This is a genomic window from Sphingomonas sp. AC435 (genome assembly GCF_979253005.1).
In genome coordinates this window covers 247727-266771 of record NZ_CEEDCJ010000001.1, presented here as the reverse complement: position 1 = coordinate 266771, position 19045 = coordinate 247727, and the positions used below count along the sequence as shown (strand labels likewise).

Here is a 19045-nt window from a genome sequence, read left to right as displayed (position 1 = left end):
CCACCTTCATGCGAGCGTCAGCCCGACCGCACGCAGCGGCTCCGCACCTTGCAGGAAATATCGGCGCGCGACCGCGTCCGACAACGCCACCAGCCGGCTCTCGACATCGCCCAAAGTATCCACGTCTAGCGTCGTCGCATCCGCCGTCGCGACGATCGCCTTCAGCCGGATCGCCTGCGCCTGCTGCGCCTCCGCCATCTCGTCGTCCCCCAGCACCGGCAGCGCGGCGAGGTGATTGGCGATCCGCTCCGTCTGGAAACCAAGGCTGCGCGGATTGTTCGGATCGAGCGCGACGAGATCGACCACGGCCACGCGCGCCAGCCCGGTCGGATAGCGTTGGCGATAGCTGATCTGGCTGTCCGCGAGGTCCAGCAACGTCGACAGATCGTCCACCGTCGCGCCCGGCATGCCGAATAGCCGCACCGCCCGCGCGATCGCCGCCGCGCGCTCGATCCGTCGCCCGAGATCGTGGAACCGCCACGCCGAGGTCCGCACCATATGCTCCGCCGACAGGCCGACGATCGCCGCGTAACGCCGTTGCAGCGATCCCGCCCGCTCCAGCATCCCGCGCTGCGTGGGGAAGGGGGCCTCCAGCAGGCGCACCATGTCCGCCGACAGGCGGTCGCGCGATCCCTCGCCGATCGCGCGCGCGTTGCGGTTGATCGCCGCCACCGAATGCCAGTCCGGGTCTTCCATCGCGGTCCGCGCGAACTGGATCAGTGCGGGGCGGTTGAGCGAGGCGGGAGCGGGGGCCGCGTTCGATCCGGCCAGCATGCCGACCAGCCGCGCCAGCGTCGCCGTTGGCAGCACCGCGCCGCCGCCGTCCGCGTCGATGGAATTGCCCAGCAGCACGCGGATCGCGCCCAGCAACGCCTCGCCCCGCTCCAGATAGCGGCCCAGCCAGTAGAAATTGTCCGCCACCCGGCTCGGCAGCGTGCCCGGATTGCGCCGGACGTGCAGCGAATCGGTGGCCGTCAGCAGCGACACCGGCGCGACCGGCTCCGCGCCGTAGATGCACACGTCGGCCGACCACAGCCCCTCGCCGATCGCCGCCACGGTCGCCTGCGGATGTTCGCCGATCCGGCCGAATCCGCCCGGCATGACGGCCCAGTGACCATCGCCGTCGCGCGCCGCGAACACGCGCAGCATGAACGGCCGCGCCTCCAGCCGGTCGCCGACCACGACGGGCATCGTCGACAGCCGCACCTCCTCCTGCCCGACATAATCCTGCGGGCGACGGGCCATGTCGGCGATCAGGTCGGCGCGCGAGGCGTCGTCGGCCAGCCCAAGAGGGAGATGCCCGAAGGCCGGCGCGATCGTCAGCCGATCGAGATTGGCGGCGACATGCGCGCACTCGTCGGGACCACCGCACCACCATGTCGCGATCGTCGGCAGCTTCAGCGGCTCGCCCAGCACCGCGCGCGCCAGTGCCGGCATGAACGCGTGGAAGGCGGGCGCCTCCATCACCGCCGCGCCCGGCGCGTTGGCGAGCACGACATTGCCCTCCGCATAGGCATCGATCAGGCCGGGTACGCCGATCTGCGAATGGGTGTCGAACGCCAGCGGATCGAGCATGCGCGGGTCGAGTCTGCGCCACAGCGCATCGATCCGCTTCAGCCCGCCGATCGTGCGGACATAGACCTTGCCCTCCAGCGCGGCGAGGTCGGCCCCCTCGACCAGCAACAGTCCCAGATAGCGGGCGAGGTGTGCCTGCTCCGGATAGCTCGGGTTGAACCGCCCCGGCGTCAGCAGGCCGATGCGCGGATCGTCGCGTCGGCACAGCGCCGCCAGCCCGCTGCGGAAGGCCGCGAAGAACGGCGCGTGCCGCTGCACGTTCAGTCGCGCCGCCAGTCCGCCCAGCGTCCGCCCGACCGCCAGCCGATTCTCCAGCGCATAGCCCGCACCCGCCGGCGCGCGCAGGTGATCGGCCAGCACCCGCCACTCGCCGGTCGGCCCGCGCGCCAGATCGAACGCCACGAATTGCAGATGCTTGCCGCCCGGCGGCTCCAGCCCGACCATCGGCCGCAGGAACAGGCGGCTGCCGGTCACCAGCGACGCGGGCAGCACACCCTCGGCGACCAGCCGGCCCTCGCCATACAGGTCGGCGACGACGCGCTCGATCAGCTCCGCGCGCTGCGCCACGCCTGCTTCGATCCCGGCCCATTCCGATGCCTCGATCAGCAGGGGGACGGGCGACACCGGCCACGGCCGCTCGTCCGCCTCGCCGATGATCCGGAAACCGGTGCCGATGTCCGCCGCGTGCCGCTGCACGCGCTCGCGCGCATGGCCCAGATCGTCGCTCGCGACCGCTGCCAGCTCCTCCAGCATCGTCGCCCACGGCTCGGTCGATCCCGTCGCGAGCACGTCATGCGCCGGCGCCCGTGCGACATAGTCGTCGATCCACCGCCGCGCATTCACGCCGGCGTCGAAGAGAGAGGTCGACTGCGTCGCCATGACCGTCGCGTCGCGTCCTTTGCTGGGCGGAAATGCAGGCGCGCGTGGTCCCACACGCAGACGGCGGCGGCAAGCCGTTTCGGTCTGTGAACGAGGAGGCCGGAGTGTCGCAACCTTCCTCTTCCTGGCTCCCCTGCCCTTGGGGAGGGGAGCAGCAAAGGGACGCTCAAAAATCCGGCAACACCTGATCCGCCATGCCCCAGCCCTCCAACCCACGCCCACCGGCGCGCTTTGCCAGCGCGTCGAGGTCGGTCACGCTCCACCGCGCCGCCGTGTCGATGTCGCGCAATTCGGTCCATGACACCGGCACCGCCACCGGAGCACCCTCCCGCGCGCGCGCCGAATAGGGCATGATCGCGGTCGCCCCACGCTGGTTGCGCAGCCAGTCGATGAAGATGCGGCCCTTCCGCTTCGCCTTCGCCATTGTCGCGACGAACCGATCCGGCTCCGCCTGCGCCAGCGCCTGTGCGAAGCGGCTGGCGAAATCCTTCACCGCCGGCCACTCGGCGTTCGGCGTCAGCGGCACGACGACGTGGACGCCCTTGCCCCCCGACAGCAGCGGAAAGCTGACCAGCCCCAGTTCCGCCAGTTGCTCCTTCAGATGCTCCGCCGCCTTTTTCGTGTCGGCGAAGTCCAGCCCCTCGTCCGGGTCGAGGTCGAAGACCATGCGGTCGGGTTGTTCTACGCTCGCGACCGACGATCCCCAGCCGTGGAACTCGATCGCACCCATCTGCACGCATGCGACCAACCCGTCGGCGGTATCGACGTACAGGTAGTTTTCGGTCGATCCGTCCTTCTCGCGGATCGGCACTTGATGCACGGTATCGCCGAAGCTGCCCGCGTCGTGTTTCTGGAAGAAGCAGGCGCGCGCGCGACCCTGCGGACAGCGGACCAGACTGACCGGGCGCTTGCCGGCCCATGGGAGCATGATCGGTGCGATCGCCGCGTAATAGTCCGCCAACTGCCCCTTGGTGACGTTCGATTCCGGGAAGATCACCCGGTCGCGATTGCTGATCTTCACGCTGGTCGCGGTCTTCGCATCGGGCGCAGGGGCGGGAATCTCCGCCACCACCTCGTTCGCGCCCTTGTCCTCGCGCAGGCCGATGAAGCTGGCGTGGCGCAGCATTCCGTCCGGCGTCACCTCCGCATAGGCGATCTCCGCGACCAGTTTCGGCGTCACCCATTTCGCGCCGCGCACCAGCGCCCGTGGCGCGCTGACGGGCGCCGTCTTGCGCTCCAGCGGCGCCAGCTTCGCGACCAGTTCGTCCATCGTCGCGGCGTTGAAGCCGGTGCCGACCTTGCCGCGATAGGCAAAGCCGTCCCCCTCATGCACCGCCAGCAGCAGCGACGCGAAGCCGCGCCCTTTCGGCGAGGGTTGCCAGCCGACGATCACGAACTCCTGCCGCTGGATGCACTTGGCCTTGAGCCACGCCTTGGTTCGGCCCGATCGATAGGGCGAATCGGCGCGCTTCGACACGACACCCTCCAGCCCTTCGCGACACATCTGTTCGAACAGCGCCTCGCCCGATCCGACGACGTGCTCGGAATAGCGCAGCGTCTCCGACCCCTCGCCGATCAGCGCGCGCAGCCGCTCCTTGCGCTCCGTCAGCGGCAGGTCGGACAGGTCCTCGCCGTCCTGTTCGATCAGGTCGAACGCGACCAGCGTCATGCCCCCGTCCGCCGCCGCGATCGCATCCTTCAGCGCGGCGAAGTCGGGCTTGCCGTCGCGGAACGCGACGATCTCGCCGTCGATCAGCGCCGTGCCCGGCAGCGCCGCCACCGCATCGGCGATGCCGCCGAACTTGTCGCTCCAGTCGAGCCCGCTGCGGGTGAAGACCTTCGCCGCCTTGCCGTCGCCGGCGACCAGCGTGCGATACCCGTCATATTTGATCTCGTGCAGCCACTCCGACCCGGCCGGCACCGCATCCACCAGCGTGCACAATTGCGGCGCGCGGAATACTGGCGCACGCTTGCTGGTCGCCGCCTTTTTCGGTGTAGTCTTGCGCGTCTTCGGCGCAATTTTCGCCGCTGTCTTCCCCTCGGCGATCTCGCTCATCGTCCGGCCGGTGGCGACGCTGGTCAGCGCTTCCTCGACCAGCGTGTCGGTGCCGCCGGCGAACCCGTCCTCCACCTTGCGCAACAGCCAGTTCTCGCCGCGCTCCTTGCCCCGCGGTTTCAGGCGGATCAGCAGCCACTCGCCCCGCATCCGCTCGCCTTCGAGCACGAAATGCAGGTGGCCCTTGTCGAGGTCCTTCGCGGACTTGCCGGCGATCGGCGACCACGTTCCGCGGTCCCACAGCATCACCGTGCCGCCGCCATATTCGCCCTTGGGGATCGTCCCCTCGAACGTCGCATAGCTCAGCGGATGATCCTCGGTCCGCACCGCCAGCCGCTTTTCGTCCGGATCGAGGCTCGGCCCCCGCGTGACGGCCCAGCTCTTCAGGACGCCGTCGATCTCCAGCCGGAAATCCCAGTGCAGCCGCGTCGCGTCATGCTTCTGAACCATGAAGCTGTTGCCGTTGCCGGGCGCGAGCGTCCCCGCCGGCTCCGCCGTCTTCGAGAAGTCGCGCTTGGCGTTGTACCGTTCGAGCGCGTCGGTCATTGGCTCCGCTCCCCGTCAGGAAGGGTGCACCATCTTCTCCCCCTACGAGGGAGGGGAGCAGCGCAGCCTTCAAGCACGCTTCTTCGCCGCAGGCTTCCGCGCCGGCGTCTTCTTCGCCGCAGCCGCCTTCTCTGCGGCCGGCTCCTTCTTCGCCGGCGTCGCCTTGTCGCCCATCGATTTGCGCAGCGCCGCCATCAGGTCGACCACGTTCGATCCCTTGGCCTCGCCCGTGTCCTTCTCCTCGATGATCTTCTTCCCGTGCGCCTTGCGCTTGCGTTCGATCAATCCTTTCAGGGCATCGACGTAACGGTCATGAAACTCCTGCGGATCGAATGCGGATGTCTTCCGGTCGATCAGCGCCTCCGCCAGGTCGAGCAGTTCGGCATCGGGCTTGTCGTCCGGGATTTCGCGGAAATACCCTTGAGCCTTGTGAACCTCGTCGGCGTAGCGCAGCGTTTCCAGCACCATGCCGCGCCCGCACGGTTTCAGGCTGACGACATATTCTCGGCCGCGCATCGCCAGCTGGCCCAGTCCTACCTTCTTCGTCCGCCGCAACGCCTCGCGCAGGACGATGAACGCTTCCTCCGCCAGATCGTCGGCGGGAACCACGAAATAGGGCTTTTCATAATAGAGCACGTCGATCTCGGACGCGTCGACGAACTGCGTCAGCTCCAGCGTCTTCTTCGATTCCAGCTTCACGGCGTCGATCTCGTCCTGCTCCAGCAGCACGTATTCGCCCTTCGACACCTCGTACCCCTTGACGATCTCGTCGACGTCGACCGGGCCCATGCCCGTCACGACCTTCTCGTACGAGATCGGTTTGCCCGAAGGTTCGTGGATCTGGCGGAAAGACACCGCCGCGCCGCTCTTGGTGGCGGAATAGATTTCGACCGGAATGGACACCAGCGCCAACCGGATCTGCCCCTGCCAATATGCGCGTGCCGCCATGTTCTGATCCCCGATTATCCTGAATGAATGCGGCGCTCGCGGACTCGTTCCGTTCGCCGCGCGATTGCGGTAAGGGCGGGGCATGACCGACGACCCTTTCGCCCTGTTCGATACGTGGTTCGCGGAGGCGCAGGCGTCCGAACCCAATGATCCCAACGCGATGGCGCTCGCCACCGCGGACGGGCAGGGGCACCCTTCCGTCCGCATGGTCCTCTTGAAGGGGCATGGCCCGGACGGCTTCGTGTTCTACACCAACCGCGACGGGCGAAAGGCCGGCGACCTCGCCGCCAATCCCCACGCCGCTCTGCTGTTCCACTGGAAGTCGCTGCGCCGGCAGGTGCGGATCGAGGGGCCCGTGTCGCTCGCCACCGAGGCGCAGTCGGACGCCTATTATGCCAGCCGCGGTCGCGACTCGCAGCTTGGCGCGTGGGCTTCCGAACAATCGCGTCCGCTCGACACGCGCGAGACGTTCGAGCGTCGTGTCGACGAGATGAAGGCCCGGTTCGAGGGGCAGGATATTCCGCGCCCGCCCTTTTGGGGTGGTTATGTCGTCGCGCCGAAACAGATCGAATTCTGGCAGGACCGCGCGCACCGGCTGCACGAACGCCGCCTGTTCGTGCGCGAGGACGGCGGCTGGACGGAGGGGCTGCTCTACCCATGACCCGCGAAGAACGTCGTCTCGCGCTCCCGCTCGCCACGCGCGCGGCGCTCGCCAGCGTCGCGATGGCGCTGTTCCTGCTGGCGCTCAAGGGCTTCGCCGCATGGCACACCGGCTCGGTCGCGATGCTGGGCTCGCTGGCGGATACCGGGCTCGACCTGCTCGCCAGCCTCGTGACGCTGTACGGCGTGCGGCTGGCGGCGACGCCCGCCGATCACGACCATCGCTTCGGTCACGGCAAGGCGGAGGCGCTGGCGGCGTTGTTCCAGGTCGGCCTCATCACCGCGTCCGCCGCCGGTATCGGCTGGCGAGCGATCATGGCCCTGGGCGAGACCGCACCGACGCAGGATGCGGAGTTCGGGATCGGCGTGTCAATCGTCGCGATCGGCGCGACCGTGCTGCTGCTCTGGTATCAGCGACGGATTATTCGCCAGACCGGCTCCGTCGCAATCATGGCGGACAATGTCCACTATCAATCGGACGTGCTGCTCAACGGGTCGGTGATCGCCGCGCTGGTGCTCGATCAATATATGGGCTGGCACGGTGCCGACGCGCTGTTCGGTATCGCCATCGCCGCTTGGCTCGCCTGGGGCGCGTTTCAGGCGTCGTCGAACGCGATCGATCAACTGATGGACAAGGAATGGCCGGAGGATCAGCGATTCGCGTTCCTCGACATCGCCGCGCGCCAGCCGGGGCTACGCGGCATCCACGATTTCCGCACGCGCCGCTCCGGCAGCCACGATTTCGCGCAATTCCACATGGAGGTCGATCCGACCATCACCGTCGCGCGCGCCCACGACCTCGTCGAATCGGTCGAGCGCAACCTGAAGCGTGCGTTTCCCAAGGTCGAGGTGCTGATCCACCTCGATCCCGAAGGGCACACCGATACCGACAACCCGCTGGTGGAGGCGGACGTGACGCCGCACTGGTTCAGCAAGCGCGTGGGATATTGACGATGCGAATACCCTTCACCCAGGTCGACGCGTTCGCCGATGCGCCGTTCACGGGCAATCCGGCGGCGGTGATGCCGCTGTCGGCGTGGCTGGCCGACGACGTGCTCCTGAAGATCGCGCAGGAGAACAACCTCAGCGAAACCGCCTTCCTCGTTGCCGCCGAGGACGACGACGCCGATTTCGAGCTGCGCTGGTTCACCCCGGGCGCGGAGGTCGTGCTGTGCGGCCACGCCACGCTGGCCAGCGGCCATGTCGTGCTGTCGTCGGACCCGACTTGGCTAAAGGTCCGCTTCCGCACGCGCAAGGCGGGCATGCTGGAGGTCGCGCGGCAGGATGACGGCTACACGCTGTCGCTCCCCGCATGGGGGCCGTCGCCGCGCGCGATCCCGGGGCTGGTCGAGGCGCTGGGGATCACCGGTCCCGCCGACATCCTGTGGCACGAACATGGCTATGCGCTGATCGTGGTCGAGGACGAGGACGTCGTCCGCAATCTCGATCCGGACCAGCGTGCGCTCGCGGCACTGGAACCGATGGTCGCGGTCGTCACCGCGCCGGGCGCGACCACCGACATCGTCAGCCGCGTGTTCACGCCCGCCTATGGCATCGACGAGGACCCCGTGACCGGCTCCGCCCATGCGCTGGCCGTCCCCTATTGGGCGAAGCGGCTCGGCCGCGACACGATGACCGCCTTTCAGGCGAGTGCGCGCGGCGGTCACCTGACCTGCCGAATCGATGGCGACCGCGTGGTGCTCGGCGGTCAGTGCGTCACCGTGATCGAGGGCACGTTCCTGCTGCCCTGAGTATACGATTGCAACATTTGCAACTATGATGGATCAAGTTGCACTTGCGAATAGCCGCGCTGCACTGCACAAAGACCGTGCCTTTCAGGCATCCTCTCCTAAAAACTTCACAGGCCGGCTTGTCCGGCCTTTTTTTTTGCCCGTCGCTCCTCTACGCAGCCTGCGCTGTCGCGGACGCCGTCAAAAAAAGACGAATTCTGGAGCGGAGCCGCCGGCAAGACCGGCACCGGCGAACACGACAGCGGCGGGAGATCGAGCGCACCACCGCGCTCTCTCCCGCCTATGTTCCATCCGATGTGCTTTCCAGCGCGGCAGTTTCCGCTGCGCCACTCCAACGTCCTCGTCACCCCAGCGAAAGCTGGAGTCTCACGCGGCGGCGCGACGAGCCCGCCATCGGGAAGATCCCAGCGTTCGCAGGAGTGACGGAGTGGGAGAGGGCCGGGGCTTCGCCGGGAGTACAGCCCGGCAAACCCTGTCCCCATCTATCCGACTCACGCCGCCAGCAGCGCGGCCTTCGTCGCGGCGATCCAGCCGCCGCCCAGCACCCGCTCACCGGCGTACAACACCGCCGCCTGACCCGGTGCGACACCGTACTCGGGCGCGTCGAAGCTCAGGCGTCCGCCCTCCAGCCGCGCCGGGACCGGCTTCGCCATCGACCGGACCTTGGCGGTCAGCGGCCCGCGATGGTCGCCCCCGATCCAGTTGAGGTTCTCCAGCACCGCTGCCTCGACCGCCAGCGCCGCCCGCGGACCCACCACGACGCGCTTCGAGTCGGGCTCCAGCCGCACCACGTACAGCGGCTCCGGCGTGCCGCCGATCTCCAGCCCGCGACGCTGTCCGACCGTGAAGTGGATCAGCCCCCGGTGCCGCCCCAGCGTGCGGCCCGATAGATCGACGATCTCGCCCGCGGTATCCGCATCGGGACGCAGCTTGCGGACCAGCCCGGCATAGTCGCCATCGGGAACGAAGCAGATGTCCTGGCTGTCGGGCTTGGCGGCGACGCCCAGACCCAGTTCCGCCGCGATCTCCCGCACCCGGGCCTTGGGCAGGCCGCCGAGCGGGAAGCGGAGAAAGTCGAGCTGGTCCTGCGTCGTGGCGAACAGGAAATAGCTCTGGTCGCGCGCCGGGTCCGCCCCGCGGTGCAGTTCCGCGCCGTTCGGCCCCTCGACCCGCCGGACGTAATGGCCGGTCGCCAGACAGTCCGCGCCCAGTTCGCGTGCCAGCGCCAGCAGGTCGGTGAACTTCGGTCCCGTGTTGCACGACACGCACGGAATCGGCGTCCGCCCGGCGAGATACTCGTCGGCGAAGCGGTCGACGACGTCGCGCCGGAACGCGCTCTCGTGATCGAAGACATAGTGGGCGATGCCGAGCCGGTCGCACACCGCGCGCGCGTCGCGGATGTCGCGGCCGGCGCAGCAGCTGCCCGCGCGCCCGACCGCCTCGCCGTGGTCGTAGAGTTGCAGCGTGACGCCGATCGTCTCCGCCCCGGTCCGCGCCGCCAGCGCCGCCACGACCGAGCTGTCGACGCCGCCCGACATGGCGACGACGATCCGCCTGGCACCGACATCGGCGCCCAACTGGAAATCCGTTTCGTCCATCGTTCCGTCACATAGGCGCGTGCGGGTCGAATGGCGAGCATGGGCCGCGCTTTACCGGACCTTCATGCCCTTGCCGCTACACGCCGGCGACCGACCCTTTTTCCTGCCCGAAAGACACGCCGCCTTGGACCTCAGCTTCTCCTTCGATCGCGATGCCGAACCGGTGGCGTGGCCGGGCGATCTGGCGGTGCTGATGATCGGTGTGCAGGCGCGGCAGTCGGCCAGCCCGACCGCGACCGCGCAAGCGGCCGGCGATGCCGTCCAGCGTCCGAAACCGTCGGAGTTCGCACCGCGGGACGGCAGCTTCAACGGCCAGGTGGCGGCCGCGATAACACGTTGGAAGGACGAATGAAGAGCGCGTTTACCGTGGGGTTTCAGGCGATCTTCAAGTCCCGCCCTTACTCCCCACCCATCGAGTTCGTGAAGGGGGCCCCCCGCCCCGACAGAGGTTGAGTATGATCGAGAACCAGAAGATCCGCCCCGCGAAAGTCATCGGCCCCCTGGGCGAGTCTTTGACGCTGGACACGCTTCCGCCTCCGGGCACCAGCCGCTGGGTCGTGCGGCGCAAGGCCGAGGTCGTTGCGGCGGTCAACGGCGGCCTGCTGTCCGTCGACGAGGTCTGCGAGCGGTACGGCCTTACGGTGGAGGAATTCGCCGGGTGGCAGCGCGCGATCGACCGGTCGGGGATGCCGGGGCTGCGCGTCACGCGCATCCAGCATTATCGTTCCCTGTACGAACGCCAGCAACGCTACTAAAAATCCATGTTCTGAATCGGATCGCAGGCGGAACATAAATCAACGCCACCGATTTGTACCTCCATCGCCCGTATGATGGGCATAATGGAGGGAAGTGTAATGGGTATCATCCTTTGGCTCATCATCGGCGGCGTCATCGGTTGGCTCGCCAGCATCATCATGCGCACGGATGCCCAGCAGGGTATCTTCCTGAACATCGTCGTCGGGATCATCGGCGCCTTCATCGGCGGCCTGATCATCAGCGGCGGTTCGATCAACAACGCGCCCCTGAACGTCACGTCGTTCCTGGTGTCGCTGCTCGGTGCGGTGGTCCTGCTCGGGATCGTCAACCTGGTGCGTCGCGGTAGCGTCCGTTAAGTCGGACGCTCTTCCGCCGGCTTGGATGGCGGAATAGCGACACGGCCAGTGTCACTACGGAAATGGGGGGCGCCGGGCATGCCGGGCGGCCCCTTTTTCATGGTCTATTGTCCCAGAACGAAACGCACGCGCAGTGTCACGGTGATGTCCTTCTCGCCCGGCACGATCTTCGTGGCGGAATCCATCATCTGCGCCCGCGCCTGCAGGAACACGGGCGGGCGGTCCGGCCCGCCGGCATCCTGCCCGGTCTCGTCGATCGACACGACCCGGAGCACGCGCATGCCGGCCGCCTTCGCATACAGCTCCGCCCGCGCCCGCGCCTTCTTCACGGCATCGGTCCGGGCTTCGTCCAGCGCCGCATCGGGCTGGTCGACGGACAGGTTCGGCCCGTCGATCTGGTTGGCGCCCTGCGCCACCAGGGTATCGAGGATCGTTCCCGATCTGGCGATATCGCGGAAGCGGATGCTGACGCTGTTCGTCGCCTGATAGCCGGTGATGACCGGCGGCTGGTTGTCCTGGTATCGGTACTGAGGCGACAACTGGACCGACGCGGTCGCCAGATCGCGCGGCTGCACGCCGGCCTTGCGAAGGGCCGCGATCACCTTCTCCATCGCGCCGCCGTTCGCGGTCAAAGCCTGCGCGGCCGTCGCGCCCTGCGTGACGACCCCGGCCCGAATCGTGGCGAGGTCGGGCACCCGCGTCGTGCGGCCTTCCGCCGTGATGTCCAGAACGGTGCCCTCCGCCGGGATCATCGGTGCGACGCCGGGCACGGTCTGCGCGACGACGGGGAACGCCGTCAGCGAGGACAAGCCCGTGGCGACGAGGGCGAGGGTGGCAAGGCGCATGGACTTCTCCCGTGGAGCGACGACGATGATGACACAGCCCATGAACGGCCCGCTGGCAACCTGCGATGAACGAGGAACATCGTGTAGGATATGCTATGGCCGCCCTATTGAGGTTGGTGACCTATTCGGATAATACAGCCCGGTCACTGGCCGGTGGGGTCGTGCGGGGGAAGACGAAAGCCGATGAACTACGAGACGGGCTCTATCACGCAGGAACGGCTGCCGGGCGTCGAAGCGCCGCCGTCGCGTCGTAAGTTCCTGATCGCCGCGATCGTCGTGGCGGTGCTCGCGGTCGTCGGCTGGGCGGTATTCGGCCGCGGCGAATCGGACGGTGCGGCGAAAACCGCATCGGGCGAACAGCTTGCGGCGATTTCCGTCATGGTCCCCGGTCGCACCGTCGTCGCGCGCGACGTGACCACGACCGGCTCGCTCGCCGCCCGTCGCGACATGCCCGTCGGCATCGCCGGCGAGGGTGGCCTCGTCACCCGCGTGCTGGTCGAACCCGGCCAGTGGGTCGCCGCCGGGCAGGTGCTCGCGACCGTGGACCGGTCCGTGCAGACGCAGACCGCGGCTTCGCTCGCCGCACAGGTCAGCGTCGCGAAGGCCGATGCCGACCTTGCGCAGGCGGAACTCGACCGCGCCGCGCAGCTCGTCGATCGCGGCTTCATCTCCAAGGCGGACTTGCAACGCCGCGCCGCCACGCGCGACGCCGCCTCCGCCCGCGTCAAGGTCGCGCAGGCGTCGCTCGGAGAGGCGCGTGCCCGCAACGGTCGCCTCGACATCCGCGCGCCCACCGCCGGCCTGATCCTGACGCGTCAGGTCGAGCCGGGCCAGATCGTCAGCTCCGGCTCCGGCGCGTTGTTCCGCATGGCGCAGAACGGCCAGATGGAGATGCGCGCGCAGATGAGCGAAGGCGATCTTCAGGGCCTGCGCGTCGGTTCGCGCGCCACTGTCACGCCCGTCGGCTCCACACAGAGCTTCCCGGGCGAAGTGTGGCAGGTTTCCCCCGTGATCGACCCGTCGACGCGGCAGGGTATCGCCCGCATCGCCGTGAAGTACGATCCGGCGCTGCGTCCCGGCGGCTTCGCCTCGGCGACGGTGACGGCGGGCAGCGCGTCCGAGCCGTTGCTGCCCGAATCGGCGGTGCTGTCCGATGCGACCGGCAATTTCGTCTACGTCGTCGGCAAGGACGACAAGGTCGAGCGGCGTTCGGTCAAGACGGGTGAGGGCGCCGACAACGGCATCCCCATCGCCGAGGGGCTGAACGGCACCGAACGCGTCGTGATTTCGGCGGGCGCGTTCCTGAATCCCGGCCAGAAGATCAAACCCGTCCTCCAGGCACGCAAGGGCTAACCCACGATGGGCTTTCGCAATATGTCCGCCTGGGCGATCCGGAACCCGGTCGTTCCGCTCGTCCTGTTCATGGCGCTGACGCTGGCGGGCATCATCTCGTTCAACCGCATGCAGGTGAACGACAGCCCGGAGATCACCTTCCCGGCGGTCTACGTCCAGATCAGCCAGCCGGGCGCGGCCCCGACCGAGATCGAGACGCAGATCACGACCAAGGTCGAAGCGGCGATCCGCGGGCTGGAAGGCGTCGACGAGATCAACTCGACGATCAGCGAAGGCTCCAGCGGCACCTTCATCCAGTTCGACTTCTCGACTCCCGTCGACCGCGCCGTCACCGACGTGCGCGACGCGGTGGCGTCGGTGCGCAGCGAATTGCCGGACGGCGTGATCGAACCCCGCGTCGAGCGTGTCATCATCAACGACGATTCGATCGCGACATGGTCGGTCGAGGGTACGGACACCACGATGGAGGGTCTGTCGGAATTCGTCGACACCGTCGTCGTGAAGCGCCTGCTCGGCATTCCGGGCATGCAGAAGGTCGACCTGTCGGGCGGTGTCGATCGCGCGATCCGCGTCATCCTCGATCCCGCCAAGATGCAGTCACTTGGTATCACCGCCAGCCAGGTGAACCAGGCGCTGCGCAACGTGAACCAGAATGCCGCGGGCGGGCAGGCCGAAATCGGCGGATCGCAGCAGTCGCTGCGCATCGTCGGCAGCGCCAAGACCGCCTACGAGGTCGGCCAGCTCCAGATTCCGATCGCCGGCAACCAGATCGCCAATGGCGGCCAGACGATCCAGACGATGAGCCGGATGGTCAAGCTGGCCGACATCGCCCAGATCCGCGACACGTCGCTGGAACAGAAGCGCTTCTCCAAGGTCAACGGCCATCAGGTCGTCGGGTTCGGCATCCAGCGCGCGCGCGGCGCGTCCGAGGTTGCGCTGTACGACGCCACCGTCAAGGAACTGGCGAAGATCGAGAAGGAGAACCCGAAGTTCCGGTTCATCCAGCAATTCACCAGCGTCGATTATACCAAGGCGCAGTATAGGTCCGCGGTCCACGCCCTGCTCGAGGGTGCGATCCTGGCGGTCGTCGTCGTGTTCCTGTTCCTGCGCGACGGTCGCGCGACGGTGATCTCCGCGCTCGCGATCCCGCTGTCGGCGATCCCGACCTTCTGGATCATGTCGCTGATGGGGTTCAGTCTGAACTTCATGACGCTGCTCGCGCTCAGCCTCGTCGCGGGCGTGCTCGTCGACGATGCGATCGTGGAGATCGAGAACATCGTCCGTCACATGCGGATGGGCAAGACCGCGTATCAGGCATCAATCGACGCTGCCGACGAGATCGGTCTCGCGGTCGTCGCGACGACCTTTTCGATCGTCGCGGTGTTCCTCCCGGTCGGCCTGATGCCGGGTATCGCCGGTCAATTCTTCAAGAATTTCGGCATCACCGTCGTCGTCGCGGTGCTGATGAGCCTTGCCGTCGCGCGCCTCATCACACCGATGGTCGCGGCGTATTTCCTCAAAGCGCATGGCCACGCCGAACACGGCGAGGGCAGGGCGATGGACGGGTACATGGCGATCCTGCGCTGGACCCTGCGCAATCGCTGGTGGACGATGGCGATCGGCGGCCTCGCGTTCCTTGCCACGATCGGCGCGTTCGCGACCCTGCCGTTCACGTTCCAGCCGCCGCGCGACAATGATTTCAGTCGCGTCTCGATCACGATGACGCCCGGTACGACGCTCGCGCAGACGGAGGCGGTGACCAGCCGCGTCGCCGACATCCTGCGCCAGCAGCAGGAGGTTCGCTCCGCCGTCGAGAACGTCCGCATCGGCAATGCCAGCATCGCCATCACGCTGAAGAAGGACCGCAAGCGTAGCTCGATCGATTTCGAGCGCGAGACGGCGGTGTTGCTGAACGAGATTCCGGATGCCCGGATCAACTTCGGCGGCGGCGGCGGCGGTGGCCGCGCGGTATCGCTGATGCTGGCGGGTGCCGATCCCGATGCACTGATGAAGGCCGCCAACACGCTGGCCAACGAGATGCGGACACTGCCCAATCTGCGTGCGCCGCGAGTCGAGGGCGATCTGCCCCGGCCCGAACTCGTCATCCGTCCACGGCTCGACCTCGCCGCCGACTTGGGCGTGACGACGGCGGCGCTCAGCCAGACGATCCGGATCGCGACGCAGGGCGAAATCGCGCAGAACGCGGCGAAGTTCTCGCTGCCCGATCGCCAGATTCCGATCGGCGTCGCGCTGGACGAATATAGCCGCCGCAACCTGTCGACGATCCAGAACCTGCCCGTCCAAACCTCGCGCGGAGGTACCGTGCCGCTGCGCGTCGTCGCGGAGATCGGCTTCGGGGCGGGGCCGTCGGAGATCCGTCGCTTCAACCAGGAACGCCGCATCATGATCGGTGCCGACCTCGCACCCGGCGCGATCGCCGGCGAGGAGCGGTCGAAGATCATGGAACTGCCGATCATGAAGAACCTGCCGCAGGGTGTGCATTATGCCGCCTCCGGCGAGGCGAAGTGGCAGGCGGAGATGATCCAGAACTTCGTCATCGCGGTGTTCGCCGGCGTGCTGCTGGTGCTGGCGGTGCTGATCCTGCTGTATCGCCGTGCGATGCCGCCGTTCGTGAACCTCGGCTCGCTGCTGCTGGCGCCCCTGGGTGGCGCGATCGCGCTGCACCTGTGCGGCATGCCGATCTCGCTGCCGGTGCTGATCGGTCTGCTGATGCTGCTCGGCATCGTCGCCAAGAACTCGATCCTGTTGATCGACTTCGCACTGGAGGAGATGCGCGTCGGCGTGCCGCCGCTGGCCGCGATTCTCGATGCCGGGCACAAGCGCGCGCAGCCGATCGTCATGACCACGGTCGCGATGATCGCCGGCATGATCCCGACGGCGCTGGCGCTGGGCGGCGATGGATCGTTCAACCAGCCGATGGCGGTGACGGTGATCGGCGGGCTGTTCCTGTCGACGATCCTGACGCTCTGCATCGTGCCCGCCAGCTTCAGCCTGGCGATCGGGATGGAAGAGTGGATCGGGCCGAAGCTCGGCCGTCGCCTGCTCACCTATCGCCCCGGTGACGAGGACGGCCCGGTGATCGCCGGCGCCCCCTCGCCGACGCCGCTGGGGGGACCGGCCGGCAAGATCAGCTACGACGCCGACCGCCCGCATCCGGCCGAATGAGGACGGTCGTGGCGCACGCCGGAACGGCCCCGTCACGAACCGGCTGAACCAACCGGCCGGTTCGGGTATTGTGCAAGCGATGACGCTTGCAACCCGATCCCCGCTGGCGACCGAAGCGCCACCGGTCGGGCTCGTGCGGATGCGCCGGCTGGCAACGGGATTGCTGCTGCTGATGGCGGCAATCTTCCTTGTCAGCCGTCACTTCGTGCCGCTGCATCCCGGTTGGGGCTATGTCCGCGCCTTTGCGGAGGCGGCGATGGTCGGCGCGCTGGCCGACTGGTTCGCGGTGACCGCACTGTTCCGGCATCCGCTCGGGCTGCCGATCCCGCACACCGCCATCGTCGCGCGCAACAAGGACCGGATCGGCGACCAGCTCGCCCAGTTTCTCCGCGACAATTTTCTGATCCCGCACGTCGTCGCGCGACGCATGCGGCGGCTCGACGTCGCCGAGGCGGTCGCACGCTGGCTGACCGATCCGCCCGAAAGCGCCGGCGGCCGGTTCCGACAGGGCGCGTCGGCGCTGGTCGCGGGCATGCTCGACGGGCTCGATCCCGCGCGACTCGGTGGAATGGTCAAGTCGGCGGTCGCCGGGCGGCTGCGCGACACGCAGGTGTCGCCGCTCGCCGGCCAGTTGCTGAAGGCGGCGATGGCGGAGGGCCGGCACGCGCCGTTGCTCGATGCCGCGATCCGGTGGGGCGCGAACGCGCTCTCGGGGAACGACACGCTCATCCGCCAGATGGTCCACGACCGCGCTGGCGCGATCCTGCGCTGGACCGGGCTCGACGAGACGCTGGCGGACAAGCTCATCGGCGGTCTGGAAAAGCTGCTCGCCGACATGGCCGACGATCCGCAGCATCCGATGCGGATCAAGGCCGAGGAGGGGCTCGATCGCCTCGCCTGGGACCTCCAATACGATCCGGCGACGCAGGCGCGTGTCGAGTCGCTGAAGGAGGAGCTGCTCGCCAACAAGGCGATGGCGCGTTGGCTCGACGGGCTGTGGGAGCAGGCGCGCGGTGCGTTGCTGAACATTGCCCGCGATCCGGAACGCGCCATGGCCGGCAAATTGGGCGAGATCCTGCGCCAGCTCGGCGCGACGCTACGCGAGAACCGTGCGCTGGCGGCCCGGATCAACCGCTTCGTCCGCCGCACCGTCGTCGGCATCGCGGCGGATTACGGCGACGGCATCGTTCGCCTCGTTTCCGAAACGGTGCGAAGCTGGGACGTGCGCACGATCACCGGTCGCCTCGAAAATGCGGTCGGCCGCGACCTGCAATATATCCGCATCAACGGCACGATCGTCGGCGGACTGGTCGGCCTGTGTATCCATCTGGTGGACGTCCTGCTTTGATCGCAGGGGTGGCGCGGTTTCGGAAACGATCCGTCCCGTCGGCAAGCCGCCTTGCCGTTCAGCGCCTATTCGCCCAAGGAGTGGTGCGATGACGGATGGTGCCACTTTCGATCAGGATCAGGACACCGTCCGATTCGCTGGCGACCTGTCGCTGGCGCGGCTCGGCACGCTGCCCGACCGCCTCGATCGTCTCGACGGCAAGGTCACCCGCGTCGACATGAGCGGTGTTCACCGCATCGACACGGTCGGGGCGTGGGTCGTCCACCGTTTCGCCGCCCGCCACGACGCCCCGGTCGAGGGGCTGAGCGCGGACGGCCAGCATCTCTTCGATCAGGTTGTGCAGTCCGACACGCCGGTTTCGGTGCGTCCCGGTCACCAGTCGAGCTTCAAACGGGTGCTGGGCGAAGTCGGCGACGCCGTCGTCGTCGCCGGCCGAACCTTGTACGGCTTGCTCGGCTTCATGGGCGCGACGGTCATTGCGTTCGGCCAGGTCATTCGCCACCCGCGCCGCTTCCGCTTCAACGCGGTGGTGCACGAGTTCGAAACGGTCGGCGTATCCGCGCTCGCCATTCTCGGCCTGATGGGCTTCCTGATCGGCATGGTCATCGCGCAACAGGGCGCGGTGCAGCTGCGTCAGTTCGGCGCCGAGGTCTTCACGATCAACCTCGTCGGTCGTCTGACCTTCCGCGAGCTCGGCGTGCTGATGACCGCGATCATGGTCGCGGGCCGCTCCGGCTCGGCGTTCGCCGCGCAGCTCGGCACGATGAAGCTGACCGAAGAAATCGACGCGATGCGGACGATCGGCGTGTCGCCGATGGAGGCGCTGGTGCTGCCGCGCACGCTGGCGGCCATCGTTCTGATGCCGCTGCTGGGTTTCTACACGTCCATGATCGCGCTGATCGGCGGCGGATTGCTGTCGTGGATCACGCTGGAAATTCCGCCGGTCACGTTTGTCGCCCGCATCCGTGAGGTCGTGCCGATCACCGATCTGTATATCGGCCTGATCAAGGCACCCGTGTTCGGCGCGATCATTGCTATCGCCGGGTGTTTCCAGGGCATGCAGGTGGAGGCGGACGCGGAGCAGGTCGGTCTACGTACCACCGCGGCGGTGGTGCAGGGCATCTTCCTCGTCATCGTGCTCGACGCGTTCTTCGCGGTGTTCTTCACGTGGATCGGGTGGAACTGATG

15 protein-coding genes are annotated in these 19045 nt (G+C 67.7%); 10 read left to right on the top strand and 5 right to left on the bottom strand.

Going from position 1 to position 19045, the window contains the following annotated elements; genetic code table 11:
• Positions 1-6: 6 nt before the first annotated feature.
• The 3 genes from AC0CH8_RS01240 to ku form a co-directional block, all read right to left on the bottom strand.
• Entirely contained in the window at positions 7-2454 is a 2448-nt protein-coding gene (locus AC0CH8_RS01240) for a circularly permuted type 2 ATP-grasp protein (RefSeq protein WP_465238339.1), read from the bottom strand.
• Between the two features lie 166 nt (positions 2455-2620).
• Positions 2621-5056 (bottom strand): DNA ligase D, encoded by a 2436-nt coding sequence (gene ligD / locus AC0CH8_RS01235; protein WP_465238338.1) that lies wholly within the window; start codon positions 5054-5056, stop codon positions 2621-2623.
• A gap of 69 nt (positions 5057-5125) precedes the next feature.
• The gene (gene ku / locus AC0CH8_RS01230; protein ID WP_204199409.1) at positions 5126-6004 is read right to left on the bottom strand and encodes a non-homologous end joining protein Ku; all 879 of its coding nucleotides are present in this window, start codon (positions 6002-6004) and stop codon (positions 5126-5128) included.
• Between the two features lie 82 nt (positions 6005-6086).
• Between ku and pdxH the strand changes: the two genes are divergently transcribed.
• The 3 genes from pdxH to AC0CH8_RS01215 are packed head-to-tail and all read left to right on the top strand — an operon-like array spanning position 6087 to position 8415.
• Positions 6087-6665: a pyridoxamine 5'-phosphate oxidase gene (gene pdxH / locus AC0CH8_RS01225; RefSeq protein WP_465238337.1), complete on the top strand. Its 579-nt coding sequence runs from the start codon at positions 6087-6089 to the stop codon at positions 6663-6665.
• Positions 6662-7615, top strand: coding sequence for a cation diffusion facilitator family transporter (locus AC0CH8_RS01220; RefSeq protein ID WP_465238336.1), 954 nt, complete (start codon positions 6662-6664; stop codon positions 7613-7615). The genes pdxH and AC0CH8_RS01220 overlap by 4 nt, the downstream gene beginning before the upstream one ends.
• 2 nt (positions 7616-7617) lie before the next feature.
• Positions 7618-8415, top strand: a complete 798-nt coding sequence (locus tag AC0CH8_RS01215) for a PhzF family phenazine biosynthesis protein (protein ID WP_465238335.1) — start codon at positions 7618-7620, stop codon at positions 8413-8415.
• A 491-nt stretch (positions 8416-8906) separates the two neighbouring features.
• On the opposite strand, the gene mnmA is transcribed toward AC0CH8_RS01215, so the two are convergent.
• Entirely contained in the window at positions 8907-10013 is a 1107-nt protein-coding gene (mnmA, locus tag AC0CH8_RS01210) for a tRNA 2-thiouridine(34) synthase MnmA (protein WP_465238334.1), read from the bottom strand.
• Between the two features lie 64 nt (positions 10014-10077).
• Between mnmA and AC0CH8_RS01205 the strand changes: the two genes are divergently transcribed.
• The 3 genes from AC0CH8_RS01205 to AC0CH8_RS01195 all read left to right on the top strand — a co-directional run bounded on the left by AC0CH8_RS01205 (position 10078) and on the right by AC0CH8_RS01195 (position 11125).
• Positions 10078-10365, top strand: a complete 288-nt coding sequence (locus tag AC0CH8_RS01205; RefSeq protein WP_465238333.1) for a hypothetical protein — start codon at positions 10078-10080, stop codon at positions 10363-10365.
• A gap of 103 nt (positions 10366-10468) precedes the next feature.
• Positions 10469-10768, top strand: a complete 300-nt coding sequence (sciP, locus tag AC0CH8_RS01200; RefSeq protein WP_204199415.1) for a CtrA inhibitor SciP — start codon at positions 10469-10471, stop codon at positions 10766-10768.
• Positions 10769-10867: 99 nt separating this feature from the next.
• Positions 10868-11125, top strand: a complete 258-nt coding sequence (locus AC0CH8_RS01195) for a GlsB/YeaQ/YmgE family stress response membrane protein (protein WP_055840864.1) — start codon at positions 10868-10870, stop codon at positions 11123-11125.
• A 104-nt stretch (positions 11126-11229) separates the two neighbouring features.
• On the opposite strand, the gene AC0CH8_RS01190 is transcribed toward AC0CH8_RS01195, so the two are convergent.
• Entirely contained in the window at positions 11230-11970 is a 741-nt protein-coding gene (locus AC0CH8_RS01190) for an SIMPL domain-containing protein (protein WP_465238332.1), read from the bottom strand.
• Positions 11971-12153: 183 nt separating this feature from the next.
• On the opposite strand from AC0CH8_RS01190, the gene AC0CH8_RS01185 reads away from it, so the two are divergent.
• The 4 genes from AC0CH8_RS01185 to AC0CH8_RS01170 all read left to right on the top strand — a co-directional run bounded on the left by AC0CH8_RS01185 (position 12154) and on the right by AC0CH8_RS01170 (position 19043).
• Positions 12154-13323 (top strand): efflux RND transporter periplasmic adaptor subunit, encoded by a 1170-nt coding sequence (locus AC0CH8_RS01185; RefSeq protein ID WP_204199417.1) that lies wholly within the window; start codon positions 12154-12156, stop codon positions 13321-13323.
• Positions 13324-13329: 6 nt separating this feature from the next.
• Complete coding sequence (locus AC0CH8_RS01180) at positions 13330-16509, top strand: efflux RND transporter permease subunit (protein ID WP_465238331.1); 3180 nt, start codon at positions 13330-13332, stop codon at positions 16507-16509.
• A 79-nt stretch (positions 16510-16588) separates the two neighbouring features.
• Positions 16589-17857: a DUF445 domain-containing protein gene (locus tag AC0CH8_RS01175; protein ID WP_465238330.1), complete on the top strand. Its 1269-nt coding sequence runs from the start codon at positions 16589-16591 to the stop codon at positions 17855-17857.
• Positions 17858-17945: 88 nt separating this feature from the next.
• A complete protein-coding gene (locus tag AC0CH8_RS01170) occupies positions 17946-19043 on the top strand; it encodes an MlaE family lipid ABC transporter permease subunit (RefSeq protein WP_465238329.1) in 1098 nt (365 codons plus the stop codon).
• Positions 19044-19045: the final 2 nt, after the last annotated feature.

Bases quoted from the DNA above. Each gene is read 5' to 3' on its own strand.
- pdxH (WP_465238337.1), top strand. From the start codon at position 6,087: ATGACCGACGACCCTTTCGCCCTGTTCGATACGTGGTTCGCGGAGGCG.
- AC0CH8_RS01240 (WP_465238339.1), bottom strand. From the start codon at position 2,454: ATGGCGACGCAGTCGACCTCTCTCTTCGACGCCGGCGTGAATGCGCGG.
- ligD (WP_465238338.1), bottom strand. From the start codon at position 5,056: ATGACCGACGCGCTCGAACGGTACAACGCCAAGCGCGACTTCTCGAAG.
- ku (WP_204199409.1), bottom strand. From the start codon at position 6,004: ATGGCGGCACGCGCATATTGGCAGGGGCAGATCCGGTTGGCGCTGGTG.
- AC0CH8_RS01205 (WP_465238333.1), top strand. From the start codon at position 10,078: ATGCCCTTGCCGCTACACGCCGGCGACCGACCCTTTTTCCTGCCCGAA.
- AC0CH8_RS01190 (WP_465238332.1), bottom strand. From the start codon at position 11,970: ATGCGCCTTGCCACCCTCGCCCTCGTCGCCACGGGCTTGTCCTCGCTG.
- AC0CH8_RS01220 (WP_465238336.1), top strand. From the start codon at position 6,662: ATGACCCGCGAAGAACGTCGTCTCGCGCTCCCGCTCGCCACGCGCGCG.
- mnmA (WP_465238334.1), bottom strand. From the start codon at position 10,013: ATGGACGAAACGGATTTCCAGTTGGGCGCCGATGTCGGTGCCAGGCGG.
- sciP (WP_204199415.1), top strand. From the start codon at position 10,469: ATGATCGAGAACCAGAAGATCCGCCCCGCGAAAGTCATCGGCCCCCTG.
- AC0CH8_RS01215 (WP_465238335.1), top strand. From the start codon at position 7,618: ATGCGAATACCCTTCACCCAGGTCGACGCGTTCGCCGATGCGCCGTTC.
- AC0CH8_RS01185 (WP_204199417.1), top strand. From the start codon at position 12,154: ATGAACTACGAGACGGGCTCTATCACGCAGGAACGGCTGCCGGGCGTC.
- AC0CH8_RS01180 (WP_465238331.1), top strand. From the start codon at position 13,330: ATGGGCTTTCGCAATATGTCCGCCTGGGCGATCCGGAACCCGGTCGTT.
- AC0CH8_RS01170 (WP_465238329.1), top strand. From the start codon at position 17,946: ATGACGGATGGTGCCACTTTCGATCAGGATCAGGACACCGTCCGATTC.
- AC0CH8_RS01175 (WP_465238330.1), top strand. From the start codon at position 16,589: ATGACGCTTGCAACCCGATCCCCGCTGGCGACCGAAGCGCCACCGGTC.
- AC0CH8_RS01195 (WP_055840864.1), top strand. From the start codon at position 10,868: ATGGGTATCATCCTTTGGCTCATCATCGGCGGCGTCATCGGTTGGCTC.